The organism is Bradyrhizobium sp. 61 (assembly GCF_023073075.1).
GTDB lineage: Bacteria > Pseudomonadota > Alphaproteobacteria > Rhizobiales > Xanthobacteraceae > Bradyrhizobium > Bradyrhizobium barranii.
On record NZ_JADPIU010000052.1, the window covers coordinates 216,098 to 240,276 of the forward strand.

At 63.9% G+C, this 24,179-nt stretch carries 22 protein-coding genes; 13 read left to right on the forward strand and 9 right to left on the reverse strand.

The window, feature by feature from the left end; all coding sequences use genetic code 11:
- The first annotated feature begins 27 nt into the window (after positions 1 to 27).
- The 4 genes from pal (at position 28) to ftsH (ending at position 5,090) form a co-directional block, all read left to right on the forward strand.
- Complete coding sequence (pal, locus tag IVB46_RS15985) at positions 28 to 516, forward strand: peptidoglycan-associated lipoprotein Pal (protein WP_028152222.1); 489 nt, start codon at positions 28 to 30, stop codon at positions 514 to 516.
- Positions 517 to 700: 184 nt separating this feature from the next.
- Positions 701 to 1,741, forward strand: a complete 1,041-nt coding sequence (gene ybgF, locus IVB46_RS15990; protein ID WP_247302376.1) for a tol-pal system protein YbgF — start codon at positions 701 to 703, stop codon at positions 1,739 to 1,741.
- Between the two features lie 72 nt (positions 1,742 to 1,813).
- Positions 1,814 to 2,908 (forward strand): tRNA lysidine(34) synthetase TilS, encoded by a 1,095-nt coding sequence (gene tilS / locus IVB46_RS15995; RefSeq protein ID WP_247302378.1) that lies wholly within the window; start codon positions 1,814 to 1,816, stop codon positions 2,906 to 2,908.
- A 259-nt stretch (positions 2,909 to 3,167) separates the two neighbouring features.
- On the forward strand, positions 3,168 to 5,090 hold the full coding sequence (ftsH, locus tag IVB46_RS16000) for an ATP-dependent zinc metalloprotease FtsH (RefSeq protein ID WP_071909744.1): 1,923 nt from the start codon (positions 3,168 to 3,170) through the stop codon (positions 5,088 to 5,090).
- A gap of 399 nt (positions 5,091 to 5,489) precedes the next feature.
- Here the strand turns inward: ftsH and IVB46_RS16005 are convergent, their stop codons facing one another.
- The 3 genes from IVB46_RS16005 to IVB46_RS16015 form a co-directional block, all read right to left on the reverse strand.
- Positions 5,490 to 6,344, reverse strand: a complete 855-nt coding sequence (locus IVB46_RS16005; RefSeq protein WP_247302379.1) for an alpha/beta hydrolase — start codon at positions 6,342 to 6,344, stop codon at positions 5,490 to 5,492.
- Positions 6,345 to 6,487: 143 nt separating this feature from the next.
- Entirely contained in the window at positions 6,488 to 7,348 is an 861-nt protein-coding gene (locus tag IVB46_RS16010) for an EamA family transporter (protein ID WP_247302380.1), read from the reverse strand.
- 86 nt (positions 7,349 to 7,434) lie between these two features.
- Positions 7,435 to 8,049: a TetR/AcrR family transcriptional regulator gene (locus IVB46_RS16015; RefSeq protein WP_247302569.1), complete on the reverse strand. Its 615-nt coding sequence runs from the start codon at positions 8,047 to 8,049 to the stop codon at positions 7,435 to 7,437.
- 239 nt (positions 8,050 to 8,288) lie between these two features.
- Here IVB46_RS16015 and IVB46_RS16020 point away from each other — a divergent pair, with 239 nt between their 5' ends.
- On the forward strand, positions 8,289 to 9,200 hold the full coding sequence (locus IVB46_RS16020; RefSeq protein WP_247302381.1) for an alpha/beta hydrolase: 912 nt from the start codon (positions 8,289 to 8,291) through the stop codon (positions 9,198 to 9,200).
- Positions 9,201 to 9,429: 229 nt separating this feature from the next.
- Positions 9,430 to 11,220: an adenylate/guanylate cyclase domain-containing protein gene (locus IVB46_RS16025; RefSeq protein WP_247302382.1), complete on the forward strand. Its 1,791-nt coding sequence runs from the start codon at positions 9,430 to 9,432 to the stop codon at positions 11,218 to 11,220.
- A 189-nt stretch (positions 11,221 to 11,409) separates the two neighbouring features.
- Here the strand turns inward: IVB46_RS16025 and IVB46_RS16030 are convergent, their stop codons facing one another.
- Positions 11,410 to 12,801, reverse strand: a complete 1,392-nt coding sequence (locus tag IVB46_RS16030) for a hypothetical protein (protein WP_247343077.1) — start codon at positions 12,799 to 12,801, stop codon at positions 11,410 to 11,412.
- Between the two features lie 52 nt (positions 12,802 to 12,853).
- Here IVB46_RS16030 and IVB46_RS16035 point away from each other — a divergent pair, with 52 nt between their 5' ends.
- Complete coding sequence (locus tag IVB46_RS16035; protein WP_247343080.1) at positions 12,854 to 13,207, forward strand: hypothetical protein; 354 nt, start codon at positions 12,854 to 12,856, stop codon at positions 13,205 to 13,207.
- Between the two features lie 284 nt (positions 13,208 to 13,491).
- Positions 13,492 to 13,926, forward strand: a complete 435-nt coding sequence (locus IVB46_RS16040; protein WP_247343083.1) for a VOC family protein — start codon at positions 13,492 to 13,494, stop codon at positions 13,924 to 13,926.
- A gap of 235 nt (positions 13,927 to 14,161) precedes the next feature.
- Here IVB46_RS16040 and IVB46_RS16045 read toward each other — a convergent pair whose 3' ends face one another.
- Entirely contained in the window at positions 14,162 to 14,440 is a 279-nt protein-coding gene (locus tag IVB46_RS16045; protein WP_247302385.1) for a hypothetical protein, read from the reverse strand.
- Positions 14,441 to 14,677: 237 nt separating this feature from the next.
- Positions 14,678 to 16,165, reverse strand: coding sequence for a hypothetical protein (locus tag IVB46_RS16050; protein ID WP_247302386.1), 1,488 nt, complete (start codon positions 16,163 to 16,165; stop codon positions 14,678 to 14,680).
- A 399-nt stretch (positions 16,166 to 16,564) separates the two neighbouring features.
- Here IVB46_RS16050 and IVB46_RS16055 point away from each other — a divergent pair, with 399 nt between their 5' ends.
- Both IVB46_RS16055 and IVB46_RS16060 read left to right on the forward strand, forming a co-directional pair.
- Complete coding sequence (locus tag IVB46_RS16055) at positions 16,565 to 16,729, forward strand: Flp family type IVb pilin (protein ID WP_014492421.1); 165 nt, start codon at positions 16,565 to 16,567, stop codon at positions 16,727 to 16,729.
- A gap of 450 nt (positions 16,730 to 17,179) precedes the next feature.
- Positions 17,180 to 17,860, forward strand: coding sequence for a TetR family transcriptional regulator (locus tag IVB46_RS16060; protein WP_063981105.1), 681 nt, complete (start codon positions 17,180 to 17,182; stop codon positions 17,858 to 17,860).
- A gap of 151 nt (positions 17,861 to 18,011) precedes the next feature.
- Here the strand turns inward: IVB46_RS16060 and pyk are convergent, their stop codons facing one another.
- Positions 18,012 to 19,448 carry a pyruvate kinase gene (gene pyk / locus IVB46_RS16065; protein WP_063981106.1) on the reverse strand — a complete coding sequence of 479 codons (1,437 nt, stop codon included), beginning with the start codon at positions 19,446 to 19,448 and terminating at the stop codon, positions 18,012 to 18,014.
- On the reverse strand, positions 19,445 to 20,044 hold the full coding sequence (locus IVB46_RS16070; protein ID WP_014492424.1) for a DUF1036 domain-containing protein: 600 nt from the start codon (positions 20,042 to 20,044) through the stop codon (positions 19,445 to 19,447). Before IVB46_RS16070 ends, pyk begins: the two co-directional genes overlap by 4 nt.
- Before the next feature lie 180 nt (positions 20,045 to 20,224).
- Here IVB46_RS16070 and IVB46_RS16075 point away from each other — a divergent pair, with 180 nt between their 5' ends.
- From IVB46_RS16075 to IVB46_RS16085, 3 genes are all read left to right on the forward strand, one after another.
- Positions 20,225 to 20,527 (forward strand): DUF1244 domain-containing protein, encoded by a 303-nt coding sequence (locus tag IVB46_RS16075; RefSeq protein ID WP_247302389.1) that lies wholly within the window; start codon positions 20,225 to 20,227, stop codon positions 20,525 to 20,527.
- 198 nt (positions 20,528 to 20,725) lie between these two features.
- Entirely contained in the window at positions 20,726 to 20,998 is a 273-nt protein-coding gene (locus tag IVB46_RS16080; RefSeq protein WP_094976882.1) for a DUF2312 domain-containing protein, read from the forward strand.
- 152 nt (positions 20,999 to 21,150) lie between these two features.
- On the forward strand, positions 21,151 to 21,576 hold the full coding sequence (locus IVB46_RS16085; RefSeq protein WP_247302391.1) for a DUF1801 domain-containing protein: 426 nt from the start codon (positions 21,151 to 21,153) through the stop codon (positions 21,574 to 21,576).
- A 943-nt stretch (positions 21,577 to 22,519) separates the two neighbouring features.
- Here IVB46_RS16085 and IVB46_RS16090 read toward each other — a convergent pair.
- Positions 22,520 to 24,127: a DUF882 domain-containing protein gene (locus IVB46_RS16090; protein ID WP_247302392.1), complete on the reverse strand. Its 1,608-nt coding sequence runs from the start codon at positions 24,125 to 24,127 to the stop codon at positions 22,520 to 22,522.
- Positions 24,128 to 24,179 lie beyond the last annotated feature (52 nt).

A 24,179-nucleotide genomic window follows, 5' to 3' on the forward strand; every position in this document is an offset into this window, starting at 1 on the left:
GACGAACGTGAGCGTGGAGGCTCCGGAATGAAATACCCTATGCGTATCCTCCAGGGATTGAAGCTGGCTGCGGTGGTTGCGATCGCGCTGTCGATGGGCGCATGCGCGAACAAGAACGCAGCGACGGATGCGATGGCCAATGCTGCGACGCCTGGCAGCCAGCAGGATTTCGTCGTTAACGTGGGCGACCGCGTGTTCTTCGAGAGCGACCAGACCGATCTGACGCCGCAGGCGATCGTGACCCTGGAGAAGCAGGCTCAGTGGCTCCAGAACTATCGGCAGTACAGCTTCACCATTGAGGGGCATGCCGACGAGCGCGGCACCCGCGAATACAACATCGCACTCGGCGCCCGCCGCGCCCAGTCGGTGCGTTCGTTCCTCGCCTCGCGCGGCATCGATCCGAACCGCATGCGCACGATCTCCTACGGCAAGGAACGGCCGGTCGCCGTCTGTAACGATATTTCCTGCTGGTCGCAGAACCGTCGCGCCGTCACCGTGCTGAACGCGAGCTCCTGACGATCAGTCAGGCGCCGTTCATCTTCAGGAACCGATTATGCCGGCGCCCTCTCGGGCGCCGGTTTCGTTTCAGCCATCTGTGACCGAAACCCCGTGGTGCCAGTCACATTTTTGGCGTACTGCCTTTCAATGTGTGGCGCGTCGCAGGTTCCGTCGCAGATTTCGTTTTCGTCGTCAGGGCAAGATGTCATCCAGATCCAAGGTCTTTACCGGCACCGTGGCGATCGCCGCGCTGTTCTCTTTGTGCTCGCCCGCACTGGCGCAGTCGGACGATGACCCCGAGATGCGGATCGAGCGGCTGGAGAACCAGCTGCGCCAGCTCACCGGCCAGAACGAGGAGCTGCAATACCGCAACCGCCAGCTCGAAGAGCGGCTGCGGGCGCTTGAGGGTGGCGCGCAGGCCGCGCCCGGACAGGCGCCGGTCCAGCCCTCGGTCGCGGCCGTACCGCCTGCGCAGTCCGCGCCGGCCTATCGCCAGCAGCAACAGGCCCAGCCGAATTACGAGCAGCCGCAGATCGCTGCTCCCGCGCCGATCGTTCAGGAGCAGCCGGCGCCCGGTGCGCCCGGCGTGCGCCGCCGCGGTGACTCCTTCGATCCGAACCAGAACCCGAGCGCGCCCGGCGCGCCGCGCGCGCTTGGTGGCGGGCAGCAGCCGATGCCGGCAGGCGCCCCTGGCGGCGCGCCCGGCGGGCGCGCTGCCGGCGAGCCGCTCGATCTCGCCAACACCAGCCCGCGCTACCAGCAAGGCGTGCCGCCGGCAGCCCAGCCCGGCTATCCGCCGGCACAATCGGGCTATCCAGCGCCATCGGGCGGCACCGGCCTGACGACCCTGCCGCCCTCGGCAACGCCGCGCGACGAGTTCGACCTCGGCATCGGCTACATGCAGCGCAAGGACTATGCGCTGGCCGAGCAGACCATGAAGAATTTTGCGCAGAAACATCCGAGCGATCCGCTGCTCGGCGACGCGCAATACTGGCTCGGCGAAAGCTATTTCCAGCGCCAGCAATATCGCGACTCCGCGGAAGCCTTCCTCGCCGTCACCACCAAATACGACAAATCCGCCAAGGCGCCGGATGCCCTGCTGCGGCTCGGCCAGTCGCTGGCCGCGCTGAAGGAGAAAGAGGCCGCCTGCGCCGCCTTCGGCGAGGTCGGCCGCAAATATCCGCGCGCCTCCGCCGGCGTCAAATCCGCCGTCGATCGCGAGCAGAAGCGGGTGAAGTGCTGACGCGTGGCATTTGCGCCCTGACAATGCGGATGGCGCTGCGCTAAATTGTCTGGTGATTGCCTGGGCAGCGTCATGTCAGACGACGACAACTCACCGATCTCGGCGCGCGCGGCGAAGCAACTCTTCGCCGGGCTCAGAAACGCGCCGGCACTGGTGCTTGCGGTCTCCGGCGGACCCGACTCGGTCGCGCTGATGTGGCTCGCCGCGCGCTGGAAGCGCGGCCTGGCACGCGGTCCGCAACTGACCGTCGTCACCGTCGATCACGGCCTGCGGCCGGAGGCGGCGCGCGAGGCGCGCGAGGTCAAGCGGCTGGCGACTGAACTCGGCCTGCCACACCGGACCCTGCGCTGGCGCGGTGCCAAGCCGAACACGGGACTGCCCGCCGCTGCGCGCGAGGCCCGCTACCGCCTGCTTGCGCAGGCCGCGCGCAACGCCGGCGCGAGCCATGTGCTGACCGCCCACACCCGCGACGACCAGGCCGAGACCCTGTTGATGCGCCTTGTCCGCGGCAGCGGGCTTGCCGGGCTGTCGGCGATGGCGCGCCTCACGGAACGCGACGGCTTGGTGCTGGTGCGCCCGCTGCTCGATGTCCCGAAGTCGCAGCTGATCGCGACCTTGAGGCGGGCGAAGATCGGCTTTGCCGATGATCCCACCAATCGCGACACCGCCTTCACCCGGCCGCGGCTGCGCGCGCTGCTGCCGCAGCTCGCGGCCGAGGGGGGCGACAGCAGGAGCCTGGCACGGCTCGCAGGCAGGCTGGCGCGCGCCAATGCGGCGGTCGACGTGCTGGTCGATGGCGCCGAACGCTTCCTTCAGCTTCGGGCGCGCGGCGATGCGCCGCAGGCGGGCGTTCGCAGCTTCGAGGCCTCGGCATTCGCCAATCTGCCCGAGGAGGTCCGGCTGCGACTCCTGCTGCGGGCCGTCAATGCCCTTGGTCATGAGGGGCCGGCGGAACTCGGCAAGGTCGAGACCCTCCTGGCGGCGCTCGATCAGGCCATAGCTGCAAGTTTGGCTGCAAGCCCCCGCGCCGCCGCAAATGGCCGGCCGTTCCTGAAGCAGACCCTTGCGGGAGCCTTGATCAGCCTTGCCGGGGGGCGTATCCACATCGCACCGGCGCCCGCCCGGCGGTCCAAGGGACGGATGAGGGCGGATCAGGGCGGATCATGACACCGGCCGTTTCGGCCGCGTGCCGTCAGGACACCTTAACCAGGCAGGAAAAACCCCGGGCAGATCGCCATTATTTCAGCGGGAATCGCTCTAAGATGGGATAAATAGTCCCATCACGTTCCCTTGGCAGCGACCGGGGCGGCACCTAAATTGTATCCGTCTAACCAAGAGGATTCCTTGGGGATTTCCTCGCACTGACAAAGTAACTGCTACCGCCCAAGGATCAGGCCGCGATCCGCGCGACCATGAAGGAAGATCGATGAACGCCAATCTGCGCAATTTCGCCCTCTGGGTCATCATTGTCTTGCTGCTGTTGGCGTTGTTCACGCTCTTCCAGAATCCGGGTCAGCGCGCCTCCTCGCAGGACATCGCCTTCTCCCAGCTCTTGAGCGAAGTTGACCGCGGCAATGTGCGCGACGTCGTGATCCAGGGCCCGGACATCCACGGCACCTTCACCAACGGCTCGAGCTTCCAGACCTATGCGCCGAACGATCCGACGCTGGTGAAGCGCCTCTATGACAGCAAGGTCCAGATCACCGCGAAGCCGCCCGGCGACAACGTGCCGTGGTTCGTCTCGCTGCTGGTCTCCTGGCTGCCCTTCATCGCGCTGATCGGCGTGTGGATCTTCCTGTCGCGGCAGATGCAGGGCGGCGCCGGCAAGGCGATGGGCTTCGGCAAGTCGCGCGCCAAGATGCTGACGGAGGCCCATGGCCGCGTCACCTTCGAGGACGTCGCCGGCGTCGACGAAGCCAAGCAGGACCTGCAGGAGATCGTCGAATTCCTCCGCGACCCCGGCAAATTCCAGCGCCTCGGCGGCCGGATTCCGCGCGGCGTGCTGCTGGTCGGCCCTCCCGGTACCGGTAAGACCCTGATCGCGCGTGCGGTCGCGGGCGAAGCCAACGTGCCGTTCTTCACCATCTCGGGTTCGGACTTCGTCGAAATGTTCGTCGGCGTCGGTGCTTCCCGCGTCCGCGACATGTTCGAGCAGGCCAAGAAGAACGCGCCCTGTATCATCTTCATCGACGAAATCGACGCGGTCGGTCGTCACCGTGGCGCCGGTCTCGGCGGCGGCAATGACGAGCGCGAGCAGACGCTGAACCAGTTGCTGGTCGAGATGGACGGCTTCGAGGCCAACGAGGGCGTGATCCTGATCGCGGCGACCAACCGTCCCGACGTGCTCGATCCCGCGCTGCTGCGTCCGGGCCGCTTCGACCGTCAGGTCGTGGTGCCCAATCCGGACGTCGTCGGCCGCGAGCAGATCCTCAAGGTTCACGTCCGCAAGGTGCCGCTGGCGCCGGATATCAACCTCAAGACCATCGCGCGCGGCACCCCGGGCTTCTCCGGCGCCGACCTGATGAACCTCGTCAACGAAGCTGCCCTGACTGCCGCCCGCCGCAACAAGCGGATGGTGACGCAGGCCGAGTTCGAAGAGGCCAAGGACAAGGTGATGATGGGCGCCGAGCGCAAGTCGCTCGTCATGACCGAGGAAGAGAAGCTGCTGACGGCCTATCACGAGGGCGGCCACGCCATCGTCGGCCTCAACGTCGTCGCGACCGATCCGATCCACAAGGCGACCATCATTCCGCGCGGCCGTGCGCTGGGCATGGTCATGCAGCTGCCCGAACGCGACAAGCTGTCGATGTCGCTGGAGCAGATGACCTCGCGCCTCGCCATCATGATGGGTGGCCGCGTCGCCGAAGAGCTGATCTTCGGCCGTGAGAAGGTGACCTCGGGTGCATCCTCCGACATTGAGCAGGCGACGCGGCTTGCGCGCATGATGGTGACGCGCTGGGGCCTCTCGGAGGCGCTCGGCACCGTCTCCTATGGCGAGAACCAGGACGAGGTGTTCCTGGGCATGTCGGTGTCGCGCACCCAGAATGCGTCGGAAGCCACGGTCCAGAAGATCGACACCGAGATCCGGCGCTTCGTCGAAGAGGGCTACAACGAAGCGACCCGCATTCTCACCGAGAAGCGCGCCGATCTTGAAGCGCTCGCCAAGGGCCTGCTCGAGTTCGAGACGCTCTCCGGCGACGAGATCATCGACCTGCTCAAGGGCAAGAAGCCGAACCGCGAGTCCGTGCTCGAGCCGACCACGCCGCGCGCCTCCGCCGTGCCCCCGGCCGGCAAGTCGCGTCCGCGCCCCGATCCGGATCCCGGCCTGGAGCCGCAGCCGCAGGCGTAATCGAGAAGCGGCCAATCGAATTGAAAAACGCGGCGGAAACGCCGCGTTTTTTGTTGGCCGATGTTGATGCAGTTGCGCTTCAGACTGCGGTCTCGTGCCCCGGACGCAGCGCAGCAGCGTTGCACGCAGCAGCGCGTCCGGGACACGAGAGAGGTGCGCCCTAGCCGCAAACTCCGTCATTGCGAGCGCAGCGAAGCAATCCAGAATGTTTCCATGGCAGCAGTCTGGATTGCTTCGTCGCTTCGCTCCTCGCAATGGCGGCGTGGATGCAGTTGGGCTCGTAATGGCTCTGCACCGGTCTCGTAGGGTGGGCAAAGGCGCGTAGCGCCGTGCCCACCATCTCTCGGCAATTGCGATAGGCGCGGTGGGCACGCTTCGCTTTGCCCACCCTACGATATCTCACTTCGCCGCGTCCTTCCGTTCCAGAAAATGCAGCACGTCGTCGCTGAACTGCTCGGGATCCTGCAGGAACGAGAAGTGACTGACCTCCGGCTGGATCAGCAGGCCGGCGCCCGGAATGTTTGCCGCCATGAACTCGGTGTTCTCGCGCTTGATCGCCTCGTCGTGGTCGCCGTCCACGATCCAGGTCGGAACCTTGATGGAAGCGAGGTCCGAGGCCGTCCATTTCGGCTGGCTCTCCCACATTTTGGTAATCTCGGCGACGAAGCTCTTGTACTCGGTCGGGGTCGGCGACAGGCGCTTGTACTCCTCGCCTGCTCTCGCGATGTAGGCGTTGAAGACGTCGCTCGACGCGATGTCTGCAACGCCCGATGGATCCGAATTCGCCGCGAAGGCGAACAGCTTGCTCACCCGCTCGGGGTGCTTCATCGCGATGTCGAGGCCGATGATCGCGCCGTCGCTCCAGCCCACGATCGCAGCTTTCCTGATCTTCAGGTGATCGAGCAGCGCAACCACGTCCGAGGCCATCAGATCGTAGCCATAGGGCTCCTGATTGCGGCTGCTGCGCCCATGCCCGCGGCTGTCCATGACGATGACCTGATAGTGCCGTTGCAGCGCGCGGACCTGGCGGCCCCAATAGTTGGCGTTGGCGAGGCCGCCATGCAGCAACAGGACGGGCTCGCCGCGGCCGAAAATTGCGTACCAGACCTTGATGCCGTTGACGGGTGCAAAACCGCTCTGCGTCGCCCTGGGCAGGGTCGGCGTCGGCGGCAGGTTCAGCCATTGCGGCGCCGCATGTGCCGCGCTGATCGCGATCGTGACGACAAGCGCGGCGAGAAGATTGCGAAACATCATGATACGCCCTCCGGTTCGATCGGATATTTGCGCACGGCAAGTTGGGCGCGTCACGTCGCAACACGGTCCACCACCGAGACGTGAAGCCTCGTGATCTCCATTGCCGGGCAGACGACATCGATCCCACAACGCAACATCCGGGCTCAAATGGGGCGCGCGCTCGGTCTGACTTGTGTCATCGCCACGCCTGCGATCGCAAGCAGCCCGCCGGCGATCAACTTCGGGGTCATGCGCTCGCCAAGGAACAGCACGCTCGACGTCAAGGCGAACACCGGAAGCAGCAGGCCGAACGGCGCGACGCGGCCCATGGAGCAGCGGGCGATCAGCCAGAACCAAAGGCCGAACCCGACAATTCCGCCGATGAAAATCGTATAGGCGAGCGCCAGCCAGCCGCGTCCGTCCGCCGTGACGAGGCTCGCCAATTGTCCGTATTCGAGCAGCAGCGACATCGACATGACCTGCGGCACCGTGAACAGCGACGACCACCCCATCAGCATCAGGGGATCGAAAGGGCCGTAGCGTTTCGTCAGGACGTTGGACACCGCGAACGCGAAGGCGGCCCCGACCACGAGCAGCAGCGGAAGCGCGTTTGCCGACAGGCCAGGCTCCGCCGCCAGCACGACCACGCCGGCGAATGCGAGCAGCACGCCGGCGGACGTGGTGAGGGACGGCCGCTCGGCGAGCAACGGCCAGGCCAGCAGGACGGTGAAGGGCGTGGCGAGTTGATACGCGACGGCCGACATGCTGCCCGAGCCGAGCCCAAGGCCGACATAGAACAGCCCGAAGTTCAGACCGCCCAGGAAGACCGAAATGGCTGCGACAGGGCCGAGCTGCGCGCGCGTGGGCCTCTTCACGAACGGAACGAGCAGCAGCGCGATGGCCAGGAAGCGCAGCGCGAGGAAGAACAGCGGCGGAAACTCCGCGACGCCCACCTTGATGGCCACGAACTGATAACCCCAGAGCAGGGCAACGGCTACCGCGCAGACGATCTGGATGGCAGACATGGCATCCTTTCTTTCAAGACCGATTGGTCCAGATATTGACGCACCAAGTGCGGAGGCGTCCGGGGTGTGTTGACCTGATGGGGTTGCTACCTGACGAACCGATCGAGCAGAGCGTCAGCGGTGGCTTGCGATGTGGCCCGCGCCGGCGCCGTCTTGCCGACCACGCGCAGGCCCTCGACGAAACAGACCAGAATTTTGGCGGCACTCGCGGGATCGACACCGTCGGCCAGCTTGCCCGCCACATTCGCACGGGACAGGGCATCGGCCAGGCGGGCCTCCATGGCCCTGAAGAAGCCCGCGACGCGACGACCAATCTCGGCATCCTGGCCAGCCAGCTCCATGGCCGTGGCCACCAGCAGGCAGCCGCGCCGGCCGTTGGCACCGCTGGTGCGATCGACATAGCCGGCAAGATAGGCCCGCAGGGCGTCGACCGGCTCCCTGCGGGGCGCGAGCTCGACATCCATCCGTGTCACGGCATCGGCAATGTAGCGATCGAGCGCGCGCAGGAAGAGCGAGTGCTTGTCGCCGAACGCCGCATAAAGGCTGCCACGCGAGAGTTTTGTCGCGCGAAGCAGGTCCGGCAGCGCCGTGGCGTGATAGCCGCGCGACCAGAACACCCCCATCGCGCGTTCGACCGCGGCGTCCACGTCGAAGCTTCGGGGGCGGCCACGGGGCAACTGCACTGGGGTTTGGCGGCTCATGATCGATATATAGACCGATCGGTCGTTAAATCGCAAGTGCCCGCTTCGGGGCGAAAGCTGGCGTCAGCTTCGAACGCCGAATTGGCTGCTCAGGGCTAGTTGCAGACATCCGACAGCCGTGTGACCATGGCGGCCGTTGTTGCAGCCGACGATCAAGAAATTCCCAAAAAGTGATGGTTGGCTGAGACAAAGGCTCCGCGAGATCGACGAGTCATCGAGGCCCGCCGGAGGGCATATATTTGAGAAACTCAAGCAACGCTGCGCGTCTTGGCGAAGGTGCAATCCAGATCGGCGGTCGATCACTGGCTTACCTTCAGGTAGGCGACCCGAACGGTCCGCTCGTACTTCACAATCATGGTGGACCATCGAGCCGGCTGGAAGCCAAGGTTTTTGCGTCTCACGCGCTCAAACTTGGTTTGAGATTCGTGTGCGTCGACCGTCCAGGCCAAGGCAAATCAGATCCTCAACACGGTCGCACCTTCGCAGGCTGGGCCGCAGACCTGGGAGCGATTGCCAACGCTTTTGAGACCGATCGCTTTGCGGTCACAGGCTGGTCTGAGGGTGGTCCTTGGGCGCTCGCGGCAGCGGCGTACCTCGATCCCGCGAAGCTGATACACGTGGCCAGCATCGCTCCCGGATCCTACGGCGCATTCGGTACGAATTGGGCGGCGAAGGATCTGTCCTCGACCGACGCCATGGGCGGGTTCCTTGCACTGCATTTCCGGCCGGGTTTCCAGCTGATGTATGACCTGATCGATCTCGCTGCGACGCGGTTTCCGGAGCAGTACAAGAAGGCATTGCTGAAGGCGAGCTGCCCCGCTGACCTCGCGGCGCTTGCTGATGACGATGTGTTGAGTGCCATCGTGGAGTCTGGACGCGAGTGCTTCCGGCAAGGCGTTGACGGTCTCGTGGCCGATGCGCAGATGCTCTACCAACAGTGGCCATTCGACGTCACGGCGATCCATAGGCCGGTTCATCTGTGGCAAGGCAGCGCCGATACGTTTGTGCCTTACGTAGTGAACAAACCGCTGGGTGAGCGGATGCCTGGAGCGGTATGGCACGAAGTCGCTGAAGGCGGGCACTTTATCGCGATTTCACATGCCGCCGAAATATTGGCGGTCGTTGCCAACGATCTGGCAGCAACGGCGTGATTTCGGTCTCCCATCGTCCCGATGGGAATGTCCGCTACGGGCCAAAATGCGAAGAACGCAGAGCGGGCAAAGTCAGTCCGCTCTACCCCACCAAGCGGACCTCAATGAAAGGTGTCGTCACTTCGCTGATGGGCCAAGAGCCGACATCAACCCCTGGCATCCCGTCAAGGCGTGCTTGGCACTGCCGTCTGATCCGTCATACAGTGTGCTGTGGGTTGGATAGCGTGCCATGGCAGAAGAGCGGCCGGTCCGGGTCGAGCGCAGGTTGTCGGCGATATTGGCCGCCGACGTGGCTGGCTATTCGCGGCTCATGCACCATGACGAAGAAACGACGCATGCCAAACTGACGGCACTCCTAGCGGACGCTGTTGAACCGAGTATCGCCGAGCACGGTGGCCGCGTGGTGAAGAACACCGGAGACGGGTTCTTGGCGGACTTTCCGAGTGCGGTCCAAGCGGTTCGGGCTGCTGTTCAGTTTCAAACCCGCATCAAGGAACTTACAATTGGTGACGCGGAAGACAGACGCATTGCTTTGCGCGTGGGCGTCAATATCGGCGACGTAATTGTCGAGCCCCATGACATCTTTGGAGATGGCGTCAACGTCGCGGCGAGACTTGAGAGCATCGCAGAACCCGGCGGCATCTGCATCTCGTCTTCTGCCTACGATCAAGTCCGAGGCAAGGTCGGGGTTGAGTTCACCGATCTGGGCGAGCAGAACCTCAAGAATATTGCTCGTCCGATCCGAGCCTATGCCGTGGCCCGAGAGGGACTTAGCCCGGTGACAAAGGTCGGCAGCACGACGCCAAGCTCGCTTTCAGCGCCGCATCTGTCCATGGTGGTGCTGCCGTTTGCGAATATTGGTGGCGATCCCGAGCAAGACTATTTCGTTGACGGCGTGACCGAGAGCCTGACCACAGACTTGTCGCGCATCAATGGCTCATTCGTGATTGGCCGACACACCGCATTTACGTTCAAAGGCAAAGCGGTTGATCTCAAGCAGATCGGGCGCGAGTTAAACGTCCGCTACGTACTGGAGGGCTCGGTGCAGCGTGGTGGCAACCGGCTTCGCGTGAATGTTCAGCTGATCGACGCCGAGACTGGCAAACACCTGTGGGCCGAACGGTTCGATAAGCCAGTCGCTGATCTATTCGATATGCAGGACGAAATCGTATCGAGGCTCGCCAACACGCTAAATACTCAACTTGTTGAAGCTGAGGCGCGGCGGGCGGAGCGTTCGCTGCATCCCGATGCGATGGATTTGATTTTCCAGGGCATGGCTTGCTTAAACAAGGGAAGGACTTCCGAGTATCTTGCGCAATCGCGCAGCTTTTTTGAACGCGCCTTGGCGCTCGATCCCAAAAATGTCGAAGCGCTGGTCGGATTGGCAGTTGTTGATGCGGCAGCTGTTGGCATGGCTTTGACCGTTGAGCGGGCCGCGCGTCTCGCAGCGGCTGAGACGGCCTTGATCAAGGCTCTGTCCCTGGCCCCCCAGCACGCACGCGCCCACTGGCTTCTCGGAAACATCAAAATGTTCACAAACCGCGCGGCCCAAGGCATTGCTGAATGCGAGCAGGCATTGGCGCTGGACCGAAACCTAGCTAATGCGCACGCCTACATTGGTCGCGCCAAGTATCTTCTCGGTCGCGGCGAGGAGACTGAGGCCCATGTCCAAGAGGCACTCCGCCTCAGTCCTCGTGATACGGAGGCTTTTGTTTGGATGATGTTCGCGGGCTTCGCCAAGCTGCAGCTCGGCGCCGATCAGGAGGCGGTCGCACGGTTCCGTCGCTCGGTCGAGATCAACCGAAATCATCCACGCGCGCACATCTATCTTGCCACCGCGCTAGCGCACCTCGGTCAGCTTGATGAGGCGCGATCCGCGGCCCAAGCAGGGCTTGCGCTCGACCCGACTTTCACTATCTCCCGCTTCCGCGCCAACGTGCCGAGCGACCATCCGACTTACCTCGCTGGACGCGAGCGCTTCTGTGAGGGCATGCGCATGGCCGGGGTGCCAGAGGGGTGATGTCGGAGACAGGTCAGAAGCGGCGGTAGACGCCAAGCTGCTTAGGCGTCTGGTTTACCTCCGACAGCCGACATGACACGTGTTCGGGCGAGTTTCGGCTTCGGGCCACAAGCAGACTCATGCACTGCAGCAAACGGCATCTCTATTCGTCCACCTCGTCGCCACGGGCGAAATCCTTGGCTGCGACGGTCACTCGGGCATCCCGGCTTGCCGCAACCCTTCTTCATATCGCGAGACGTCTTCGGCACGCCGATAAGGGCCCAGCACGTGTTTGAGAGTGGAAACATGTAGCGCGGGATTTAGTTGCCGCAGCCGAGCCACTGCCTTACGTGCCTGCTCCGGCCGTCCGGCCATTGCGTTGCTTGCGGCGTCGATGCGTAATCCCGCTTGATGGTCCGGTTTGTCCTGCAATGCCATTGCCGCCCACGATGCTGCCTCGTCATAGCGGCCCAGGAAGAAATGTGCATGCGCGGTCCCGCTTCGCATTGCCATCGCCCACGGATCAAGTGGGTTCAGACGCATGGCATGCGCGAAGCGCTCGATCGCCAGTTCCGGTTCACCGAGCCAGAGTTTCACCCAGCCGCCGCAATACCATGCGTCGGCAGAATTGGAATTGAGCACAAGCGCGCGATCGATTAAGGCGGCGCCTACCCCGAGATCGCGAACAACATACGCTAACGCCCACCCGCTCGCGGCGAGCGCGATCGCGTCGTCCTTGCCCAACTCGACCGCCCGCCGAGCGAGCCTCGTCACTTCGGCAATCTCGTTCGCTGTGTTTGAACTCCAGCCTTCGCCCTTTGCATAGACGTGGCAAGAGGCGGCACGACCGTAGGCGGACGCAAAGTCTGGGTCGAGCTCAATCGCACTGTTGAACAGGCGCAATGCCTCGTCGTTAGCTTGCCGGTTGGCAAACTGATAAAATCCGGCCAAACCGCGCAAGTAGAGGGCATAGGCGTCGAGACTCTCGGTCGGCTTGCGCTTGGCACGCTCGATCTCGGCTTTTTCCACCGCTGGCGCGATCGCCCCGACAACGCTCTCGGTCACCTGGTCCTGCAGAGCGAAGATGTCGCCGAGGCCACCATCAAACCGATCTGCCCAAAGATGGGCTCCGGTGGCGCTATCGACGAGCTGTCCTGTGATGCGCACTCGGTTTGCCACTTTGCGAACGCTGCCTTCCAGCACGTAGCGCACCCCAAGCTCGCGTCCAATCTGCTTCACGTCGACGGCGCGCCCCTTGTAAGTGAAGCTCGAATTGCGGGCGATGACGAACAGCGCCTTGAAATGAGACAGCGCCGTGATGACGTCTTCGGCCATTCCATCAGCAAAGTAGTCCTGTTCCGGATCACCGCTCATGTTGGTGAATGACAGAACAGCGATGGAGGGCTTATCAGGAAGGGCAAGGGCTGGCTTCGATTCTGGCGAAACTGTCGTTTTCGATTCCTTCGCGCCAGAAACCGCGAACACTTGCACCGGTCGCGCGATGTTCTTCAGCGCGATCTCGCCCTTGTCGTCAAAACACACATTGATCCGGTCACGGACCTGATCGTGAACAGCACGAGAGATCGAAATGCCTCCCGGCACAGCGATGCTTTCGAGCCGCGCTGCAATATTGACGCCATCGCCGAAGATATCGTTGTCGTCGATGATGACGTCCCCCGATGCGGAACTCGATCCGCTCGGCCTGGGGTATCTCCGTGTTCTCGTCAGCCATGCCGCGCTGAACTTCGATGGCGCATCGCGTTGCATCGACGGCACTGGCAAATTCGACCAGCATACCGTCGCCAGTGGTCTTGACGATGCGGCCGCGATGTTTGGCGATTGTGGGGTCGACAAGCGCTTTTCTAAAAGCCTTCAGTTGCGCCAGCGTGCCTTCCTCGTCGGCACCAATCAAGCGGCTATAACCGGCGACATCCGCCGCCAGGATAGCCGTCAGTCGCCGCTCGACGGGCTCGCTGCTCAAGACGCACCCCCGGGCTCGGGAAGCTAGATGTCCATCATAGCAGCATCGTGGGCTGGTGTCCGGCCAGGACCAATGTCCGAGTTGGGTCAATCGCGTCGGTTTGGTTCTCCCGAGACGACTTCCGGTCAGCCCCAGTGAGCGGACATCTTTAGTACCCCTCGCCAGGTCTCATACGGGCCAAAAGCAGACATCGCCTCGACAGCCGCTTGTCTATCAGACAGTCCCAACACGGGAAGATATGTTAGAATTACCCATCATCAGAATTGAGTCGATCTTTTGCGAGCACGACACGAGTGAGGATGTTGCAGGCTATGGCTGTGTCAGAAGACAGATTACCGACTGGCGGTTTTGCTCACTTGGTCCCTGAAATGGATGTGTTCGACCTCAAACAGAGCACGACCTTTTGGTGCGACCTCCTTGGTTTCCGTATCGCCTATCAGCGGCCTGAAAGTCGATTTGTGTACCTGGAGTTTCAGGGTGCGCAGGTCATGCTCAGACAGCACAGCGGCCATTGGCAAGCTGGTGCTTTAGAACGACCACTGGGGCGCGGTATCAACTTCCAAATCTTTGTCGGCTCCGTCGCGCCACTTCTCGATGCTTTGGAAAAGGCACAATGGCCGCTCTTCAGGGAATGTCACGATGCTTGGTATCGGATCGCCGGTGAGGAGCGAGGCAACAGGCAGTTTTTGGTGCAGGACCCCGACGGCTACCTTCTGCGTTTCGCGCAAGACTTGGGAAAAAGATAGCTTTTCGACCCAGCAATCCCACTTGGAGATTGTCCGCTAAGGGTCGAAATGCGAAGAACGCAGAGTGAGTAAAGTCAGTCCGCTCTACCCCACCAAGCGGACCTCAATGAAAGGTGTCGCCACTTCGCTGATGGGCCACAAGCTGACATCGCTGATGCCATACTCAATCACTTCATCTGCGATGCCCAGCGTGGGCGGTATCGTTGCCCCCAGCGCCTTCGCGGTCTTGAGGAAATTAGCGCGCAAATTTGTAGTAAGCGAACCCCGCCGAAGTGACCGTAAGCAATGCCGAAGCAATCCAGATCGGCGCCAGCACAAAGATGGCTATCGCGCCCTGCCCACAGGCACCGCATGCAACCCAGAACAATATTGGAAAAAGGCATAACAGGATGACTACGGCAAATCCTGTACTGAGCCAAACTCCTCTCGACCCCCATCGCGCACCCAAAAACCATGGCATGGCGGGAAAGCCGAAGGACAGAATAACCAGGAGGGTCATCAGATCGTCGAACATGATTGGCTCTTGGTCGTTAACACGAGGCAGATGGTTCAAGCCCATACGAAAACCGCGCGAGCCCTTGTCATCGCTGCTATCCTGACTCCGGGCGCATCAGTCGAATAACAGCAATTGACATTGCCGCTTGACGACCGCCTTGGGTCAAACGGCGAAATGGCCGGAGTGCGTGCCTAAGTCCGCTTCACATCTTTTAGCGAACGTCGCATCTGAGAGGACACGCCTGAAGTCGCTTCCTCACTTCGACGGCGGCGCCGCTCCGTCCGCATTGTCCCGCACATGGATCACCGCGATGTCATCCGTATAGATCCGCTTCCAGCCCTTGAGTTGATCGAGGATTTGCGGGCCCGGCGCATCGGCGACCAGGAGCGTCGCGTCGATCTTGTACTGGTCGAGCAGGCGCGGCAGCAGCTCGGGCTTCTTGCCTTCCGTCGCCTTGAAGAAGTCCATGACGAACTTTTCGCCATAGAGCTCGGCGCGGCCGTCGACGTACACAGGGACGTCGCGCGAGATCAGATAGCCGCCGAACTGATAGGCGTTGAAGATGCGCTGCACCCCGAGTTTTTCGAGCAGGTCGACCGCCGCAACCGGCGTCTGCGTCATCGTGAACGTGAAGCGATGGTGTCCCATGTAGAGCGAGGTCGAGGTCCAGCTCGCGGCCACGATCATGAGCGCGCCGAGCGCGGTGACATAGCGGGCCGGCCAGCGGTCTGCGTCGGCGGTGTCCGCTGGCGGGCGCGGGAACATCGCGCCGAGCGGCTTTGCCAGCACCAGCGGCACCAGGAAGGCGAAGGCCTCGATATTCCTGACATGGGTCAGCGCGCTCCAGGTCAGGAACAGGATCAGGAAGATCCGCGGCGCCGACAGCACGAGGCCGCGATAATAGCCGAGCGCGATCAGGCCGAGCAGTGCGCCTTCGAACCCGGTGAAGGTGGCAAAGTTCGCCGGCATCCATTCGAAGATCAGTGTCAGCAATTCGCCAAGGCTGAGGATGTTGGTCGCGCCCATCAGCGTCCGCCAGCCGTACGGCGTGCAGCAGGCAGCGATCAGCGCGCCGACGCCGAACAGCACCCAGCGCATGAACAGCTTCAGCCGCTGTCCCTTCTCGGCATGCTCGACCGCTTCGAGCGAGATCGGACCGATCAGCGCGAGGCCCAGCACGAAGCCGCCATGCAAATTCGCCCAGAGCGCCATCAGCGGCAGCCAAGTCCAGGACGGCGCGCTTCTGCGGTCGGCAGCCGCCATCAGCAGGCCGACCCACGCCACCATGACGGGCAGCGCCAGAATATGCGGACGCGCCAGCACGTGATGCAGTGCCAGCAGCAGCGCCAGCATCGCGAACAGCACCGCGCGCGGCGCCTCGATCTGCGCGTCGAGCAGATAGACGAAGACCGCAGCGGTGAGCGCCATCCCGGTCGCGGTGAGGATGACCGGACCTGCCCAGCCCCATTGCGCATAGGAGAAGGCGAACAGCACCTGCGACAGCCACGACGTCGAGATCCAGGATTCCCCTGGGCGCGTGAAAGAATAGAAGTCGGTGTAGGGCAGGGCGCCGTGATCGAGGATCCATTGCCCGATCCTGATCTGCCAGAACGAGTCGGAGTCCTGAAGCAGCGTGTCGCCGACGAAGAGGAAGAACAGATAGGTGCCGGCACCGACGCAGAGCGGCAGCAGTGTGCGCGCGCGGCTCTGCATCGCAATGCTGTTGGCAAAGTAAAGGGACATGCCGCCTCGTCGTCCTGCTTGTTCTTGTCGGTCGGAGCATGATCCGGAAAAGTGTGTAGCGGTTTTCCGAGAAGATCATGCTCAAACAATAACCTGAAGTGCGATGAACGATTCATCTCGTCGTGCTTCAGGCCGAGCGGGCGGCATTGGACCATGCGTGGTCATAACTTCGGGTAAATCGCGCCTCCGCGGCATTGCCGCGGATAGCGACGATTTAACGGATTGTTTTCAATTCTCCTTTACCATCGTCGAATACGTGCAATCCGCTTCGTGTTTCCGCAGTCGAATTAACTGCGGCGCAATTCTTTGCCTCTAGGTTCGGTTCCATGGTCGGGCGGCGCTGGGAAGCCGAGAAGACCAGACCATTTGTAAGCCACGTGTACTCTTTGGGAGCAGTCTATGAAGAACCTCGTTTCGCGTTTCGTGAAGGACGAATCCGGCGCCACCGCCATTGAATACGGCCTGATCGCAGCCGGCATCGCGCTGGCGATCATCACCGTCGTCAACAACCTCGGCAGCTCGCTGAACACCAAGTTCGGCTCGATCTCGTCCAGCCTCAAGTAAGACCGGACGATCTGAGAGTTTCGAGAGCCCCGTCCCGGACGGGGCTCTTTTCTTTTGCGGGGTGGAGTGAGCCGGAGGCTGCTCGGCCTGCATGGTTCGCCCGGCGATGCAGAGCATCGTCCGGAGATGCCCGCTTTGGCGGGCTCCTCACCATGAGGGTCTGATATCTTGACGCAAAACGCGACCTCATCCTGAGGGCCCGCCGTAGGCGGGCGTCTCGAAGGATGGGCCCGCAGGCAAGCTTCCCGGCACGTTCTTCTTCAAAGCCCTCCAGCCGGTGTCACCAGGCTTGGCGCTCCCGTCCGTCCGGCGTGACGTTCTACGCATTTGCATCTTGTCATTCACTTTGAATAGTTGTTCAGTCCTTGCGGGACGATTTGCATCTATTGCAGGGACGACGCGTTCGGCCGCGCGGGGCGTGCGGCTGGCGTGTGGGACAGGAAGCGCGCCATGGTTTATCGGCGAACGCATCAAGTGGTGAAGCGCCTTGCGGCCAGGCGCAGTGCGATCCTTGCTGCGGCGCGGGAAGCTGCGGCGGAAGGCGGGATGGCTGCGGTGCAGATCGCACCGGTTGCTGTCCGGGCCAGTGTCGCGGCCGGAACGGTCTACCGCTACTTCCCGTCCAAGTCCGAGCTGATCTCCGAATTGATAGCCGAGGTGTCGCGCGACGAGCTCGCGGCGATCCGCCGGGCGGCCGATGCCGCGCCCGGCCCATCCTCGGCGCTGGCGGCGGCCGTCACCACCGTGGCGGTCCACACGCTGTCGCAGCGCAGGTTGGCCTGGGGCATCCTGGCCGAGCCGGTCGACGTCGATGTCAGCGCGTCCCGCCTCGCCAGCCGCCGCGAGATCGCCGGCGAGATGGCCGCGCGGATCGACGCCGCCGTGCGGGCCGGCCATTTGCCTGCGCAGGATACCGCGCTGGCCGCCACCGCGCTGTTGGGGGCGCTGCATGAGGCTCTGGTCGGGCCGCTCGCGCCCGATAATCTCGACGATCCCGCCAGGATGCGCGATGCGGTGCAGACCGTGACGCTGCTGGCCCTGCGCGCAGTCGGTGTGATGGACGCCCGCGCCCGCGGTCTGGTGGTGCAGCAGACGCTGCTGCCGACCGCGAAAGCGCTGGTCGGGGCCTGAAGAGCAGGTCGCGGCCGGGGCCGAGACCTGATTCCGCTCAGGTCATTGCCCGAGCGCGCCTTTCCACAAAACCCGAGCACCTTCGCCGGCAACGCCGGCTACTGTGCATGGGGTTGTTTTCGTCTTTTTTTGTTTGCCGGGCTCCGGCGGACTAGATATCCGCGCCGCCCTCGGGGCCGACCGAGGCGATGCGTACCATGTTGGTGGTGCCGGGGATGCCGAGCGGCACGCCGGCGACGATGATCACGCGCTGGCCGGCGCGGACAAAACCGTCGCGGAAGGCGATCTGGCCGGCGCGGCTCACCATGTCGTCCTGGTCGCGCGCGTCTTCCGCCACCACGCAATGCACGCCCCAGACCACCGCCAGCCGGCGTCCGGCCGCGATGTTGGGCGTGATCGCCACGATCGGCGGCTTCGGCCGCTCGCGCGCGACGCGCACCGCGGTCGAGCCCGAGCTGGTCCAGCAGATCAGCGCCGGCAGGTCGAGCGTTTCGGCGATCTGGCGGGCGGCGTCCGCGATGGCGTCGCCGGCGGTGGATTCCGGCGCGGGGCGCTGCGCGGTGAGCACGGAACGATAAATCGGGTCGCGCTCGACCTCTTCGCCGATGCGGTTCATGGTCGAGACCGCTTCGACCGGGAATTTGCCGGCCGCCGATTCCGCCGACAGCATAATGGCGTCGGCGCCTTCATAGACGGCGGTGGCGACGTCGGAGACCTCGGCGCGGGTCGGCACTGGCGACTGAATCATCGATTCCAGCATCTGGGTCGCGATCACCACCGGCTTGCCGGCGCGGCGCGCCATGCGCGTCATCTGCTTCTGCAGGCTCGGCACGCGTTCCAGCGGCAGCTCGACGCCGAGGTCGCCGCGCGCCACCATCAGCGCGTCGGAGGCCTCGATGATGTCGGCGAGACGGTCGATCGCCTGCGGCTTCTCGATCTTGGCCATGACAGCGGCGCGGCCGCGGATCATCTTCTTGGCCTCGATCACGTCGTCGGCGCGCTGCACGAAGGACAGCGCGATCCAGTCGACGCCGGTCACCAGCGCGGCCTCGAGGTCGGCGCGGTCCTTTGGCGTCATCGCCGAGACCGGCAAATCGGTGTCGGGCAGGCTGACGCCCTTGCGGTCGGACATCCGGCCGCCGACCACGACGCGCGTCACCGCGTGCTCCTTCGAGGTCTCCTCCGCGATCAGGCGCACCTTGCCGTCGTCGAGCAGCAGCGAATGGCCGGGCCTGAGTGCTGCCAGGATCTCCGGATGCGGGAGATTGACGCGCGTGGCGTCGCCCGGCGTCTTGTCGGAATCGAGCGTGAAGATCTGGCCGTTCTGGAGCTGGACCGCGCCTTCGGCGAAGGCGCCGAGCCTGAGCTTCGGGCCCTGCAGATCGACCAGGATGCCGATCGGCCGGCCATAACTGCTCTCGACGTTGCGGATCGTCGCGACCAGCTCCCGCATCTTGTCATGCGGGGTGTGGCTCATATTGATGCGGAACAGATCGGCGCCGGCCTCGAACAGGCGGCGGATCATCGCGAGGTCCGAAGAGGCAGGTCCCAGGGTCGCGAGAATCTTGATACGGCGAAGACGCCTCATGGCTTATTTCCAGACGGTGGCGAGGGGGCTGGCGGAAGGCCAGGCGCGGCGGGGGGCGTACCACCGGGCGGACTATTGGGCAAACCCGGAACGCCACCACCCGGGCCGACAGGGCCCGGCAGGCCGGGCACGCGCTGCTGCTGTGACGGCTGCTCGTTGGCGTCGGTGAGCTGAACCGTCCAGGCCCGCTGCTCGCCGGTATCGACCTCGAAATAGCCGGTCCGGTCGTAGCCGCGCGCGAGGCAGTCCTCGGTGCCGCGGATGGTGAATTCCTTGTCGCGCGAGCACATGAAGGCCTGGCCCGACCATTCGCCGCCGCGGTCGTAGTCGATCGCATAGATGTAATAGTAGCGGGCGACCAGCGTTCCCCGCAGCAGGGTCTCGCAGGAGCGGGAGGAGATGTTCCACCAGCCCTCGGTGGTCCAGCCCTCGGCGTCCTTGTAGCCGAGCGCAATGCCGACCCGGCTCGAGGTGTTGTTGCAAAGCCGGAAGTCGGCGGAGGCCGGGCTGGCCCAGAGGCACAGCAGGCCAACCACCAGCACCGGGACCAACCGGGCGAGCAGGCGAAGGGGGGCGCGGGGAGATTCGGCGATCATTGTCGCGGAACGTATACCAGATGATTGACGATTTGGCGTAGGGCCGCGGAACCGGCCTTCGGGTTGGCTCTGGCGCCGTTTGCGCCGTGATATGGCAAAATCTGTGACAAGGGCCCACCTGATCCCGTAAGGGTGACCCCCATCGGGGGCAGAACCAATTCAGGCCGAAGGGATCCAGCCATGGCAATCGACGACAAAACCAGAACGGAGCTCGAGGCGGCCGCTTTCCGGCGCCTGGTCGATCATCTGAAGACGCGGACCGACGTCCAGAACATCGATCTGATGAATCTGGCCGGCTTCTGCCGCAACTGCCTGTCCAACTGGCTCAAGGACGCCGCCGACGCGCAAGGCGTCGCGCTGACCAAGGACGAGAGCCGCGAGGCCGTCTACGGCATGCCCTACGAGACCTGGAAGTCGAAATACCAGGGCACGGCCACGCCGGAGCAGGTCGAGGCGATGAAGAAGGTTCACCCCGGGCACTGAACGGCCTCGCCGGCAGTCCGGCGGTGAGTCGCACCACACAACAGCTTTCTTCGCTCCGCCGCAGGAAAGTGTGGGCGCGCTGTGGACGAGCACGATGCTGCCTTGAACGCGAGAGCGGCGAACCCTAAGGGTCAACCAGCACGCGCGGTGAGGATGCCGGCGTCACCTCGTTTTGCCAGTTCCATTTGGAGTACCAAGATGGCCACCACCGCCGCCGTCCGCGACGACGAGCCCGCGACGAAATTTGCCAAGGACCAGCTCAAATCCATCATCGAGCGCATCGAGCGGCTGGAGGAAGAGAAGAAGGCGATCTCCGACGACATCCGCGACGTCTATGCCGAGAGCAAGGGCAATGGCTACGACGTCAAGGCGCTGCGCACCATCGTGCGCATGCGCAAGCAGGACCCGAACGAGCGCGCCGAGGCCGAGACGATCCTCGAGACCTACATGCAGGCGCTGGGAATGCTCTGAGGCGTTGCGCCTCTAGCACTGCTGCCGTAGCCCGGATGGAGCGCAGCGAAATCCGGGTTCTCGCAGTATGGAAGTAGTCCCCGGATTACGCTTTCGCTCCATCCGGGCTACAAGCGTGGCGTGTTGCACTTCGTTTGTGAACGGAGACCGCTGTGACTGCGCCACCGCTGCCGCGCGAGGTGAACCGTGCCTTCGGCGCTCTTCCGGCGCCGATCGGCAAACGGTTGCTCCAGGTGCGTGCGCTGATCTTCGCGACCGCTGCGGCACATCACGATGTCGGCAAGCTCACCGAAACGCTGAAATGGGGCGAGCCGGCTTACCTGACCGATGAGACCGGCAGCGGCAGCACGATCCGGCTCGGCCGCCTCAAGGACTCCGAGCACGCCGCCATTTTGTTCAACTGCAAGACGACGCTGGTCGATACGTTCCGCGAGCGCTTTCCCGATGAGTTCGAATATCGGCAGACCAGGGCTTTGCTGTTGCCCCTATCCGGCGCGCTGCCGAAGCAGGAGCTCACCGTCTGCCTCTCGCTGGCGTTGACATATCATCTGGATCGGCGGGGCAGGAAAGCGAGATAGAAGCTGCAGGCTTCGACACTGTAGTCTTGGAAGTGGCGAGGACGCCATTGCGCCGGTCCGGCACGCAGCCTCGATCCGCAAGATTGTCGGTCTCGGTCTCAATTGCCGCGTCCGCGTTTGGCGTCTCGTCGGGCCTGCGCCCGCTTGTTGGCCTGCGAGACTCTTCCGATTTTTTCCGGTGGGAGTTTCTTGAGCCGGCGACGGCTTGGGATGGACCGCATGCCGTCATGCGAAGTTGGGGTCGTCTGCGGGCGAGAAAACTGACGCGCCCGACGGAGTGCTAACGCCCGTCGCGCCGCTTCCCCGAGCTCCCGTCGTGCTTCAAACTTTCGGATGCGCCTCAGCTCGTTCTTGACGCGCTTGATGGCGCCAGCGAAAACCGATTGGCGCCGGTTTGCATGCTCTGCCGTGCCGGAGAAACTCTTGCCGCGCGGGTCGGCTGTTCCCTTTGTTTCGCGGCGTCGATGCCGCGACAATGTACGCTCCCTGTCGCGCAGATCCCGAAGTCGGGCGCGAAGGCTCTCAAGTCCATCGCGCTCCATCTCTCCGACCACGGGATGGTGCGTACTCAATATGACTTCGCGCTCGTCGTGGTTCAGAAGGCTGAGCTCAGACTTGCATGGAACTGACATCGCATGCTCCTACTTCGCTGTGGCGACTTCCCTTTATGCGGCGCCGCTGCGGAAACGCGGAACACCAAGGCTAACGCAATCGCGTCCTCGGACTTTGTCATCGCGTCCGTTCTGGGCGCATTGCCACAATGCGCGTTTGGAATGCGTAGCGATACCGGGTGGATTACCCGTTGGAAGTGGGGGAATCTCCCTTAGTGCAGATGCGCACCAGGCCGGGACGACACTTGAGCGTGTGGCGCTGTCGTGCCCCAGGATTGCGCTGCGCTTCATCCCGGCTTGCGGGACTACCGAACGGCGTGAGGGGAAAGATCTCAGCGCAGCGCGGCGGTGCGCACCACGAACGACGTCGTCTCGAGCTTCGCGGTCGCGCTGCCCGTAAAACTGTCGCAGGACAGGCCCTGCATCGGATCGTCGGCAAAGCCCATCGCGATTACGGCCTGCGGTTTGACGAAATAGCCGCGCAGGGCAACGGTATCGAGCTCGCCCATCAGCGTCACCGACATCGCGCGGCTGGCGCTCGGCGACAGCATCACGATCTTGAGCCAGATGCTCTCGCCCCTGGCGGCGGAGAGGCGGGTCGCGGTTGCGATCCTGCCGTCGATGCTCTTGCCGACCACCGTGTTGATCTCGGTCGCGGGCGCAAGGCCGCGCGTCGCGGCAACGGGGCGGCCTGTGCGCGGGACCGGCGCGGAGGCGGCGACGACGTTGGCGCGGTCGACCGGGGAGGCGGACGCCGGCGCATAGGCCAGCGCCTGATAGGCCGCGCTGGAGACGGACGCGGTTGCTTGCGGATCGGTGGCGGCGGCGAGCGCCTGGCGGGCCTTCAACGCCGCCACTTGAGCTGGCGTCGCCTGCTGCGGGGTCGCAGGGGCATCCCAGAAGCCGCGGGCATTGATGATGTCGGCCGGGGTCTCCGGCTTGCCGGCCGCAGGCTTGTCAGCCACGGGCGCGGGCTTCGGCTTGGGCGGTGCAACGAGCTGCGCATCGGCCGAAGCGAGCTGGATCGCAGCGGCGATCTGCGGCTTGGCGCGCGGTGTCGGCACCGGATCGGCCGGCTTGGCCGCGGCGGCAACCACGGTCGGCGCAACAGGCTTCGCGGCCGGGGCGGGCGCGCCCTCGTCATCCTCGTCGCTGCTCGTGGCGGCCGGAGCCGACTTGCTCTTGAACAGGGCGGCAAAGAAACTCGGCTTGCTGCCTGAATCGTCGCCTGTGCCGCGGCGCTCGATGTCGGCCTTGGCCAGCTCATAGCCCTTCAGCGGCGTGCCGTCGGTCGGGACGTGGACCGTGCGGCCATCCGGGAACACGCGGGCGAGCTGGTCATGCGTCATGCGCGGCCAGTGCCGGATGCTGCCGGTATCCAGATGGACGAAGGGCGAGCCGGAGGTTGGATAGAAGCCGACGCCGCCGCGCTGCAGGCGCAGGCCGGCGAAGCGGATCTGCTCCAGCGGCACGCCCGGAATGTGGAAGTCCATCGCATGCCCCAGCATGTGCTGGCTGAAGCGCGCCACGCCCGAGGAGCGGCGGCGGAGCATCGCGTTGGTGGCGGGGGAACGGTAGGAGGAGATGATCTGGATCGGCTGCTTGCCGTCGACGTCGCGGTAGACTTCCCAGAGGATGTCGAAGAGGCGACGGTCCATGACCGTCTCGTCCTGGGTCCGCCAGTCGCGCAGGAAGTGGTTGAGCTGCTTCAGCGCGGCCTCGTCGAAGCGGCCATCGCGCTTGAAGGTGACGGTGAGGTCTTCGCCGGAATGGGTGTGGTGGAACGAGAGCGTCTTGGTCTCGTTCAGCGCGGCGGCGTCATGGACCGAGCCCGCGGCAGCAAGCAGCAGTGCGGAAGCGAGGCCAATCCGGGATCCGGCCTTCACTCCCGCATGGGACAACGACAGCACTGCGAATTTGCGTGCGAAACCTGTCAGCACGAATGAGCCCACCCAGTCGACGAGCGTTCAAAATGGACTCTCCCGGCAACCC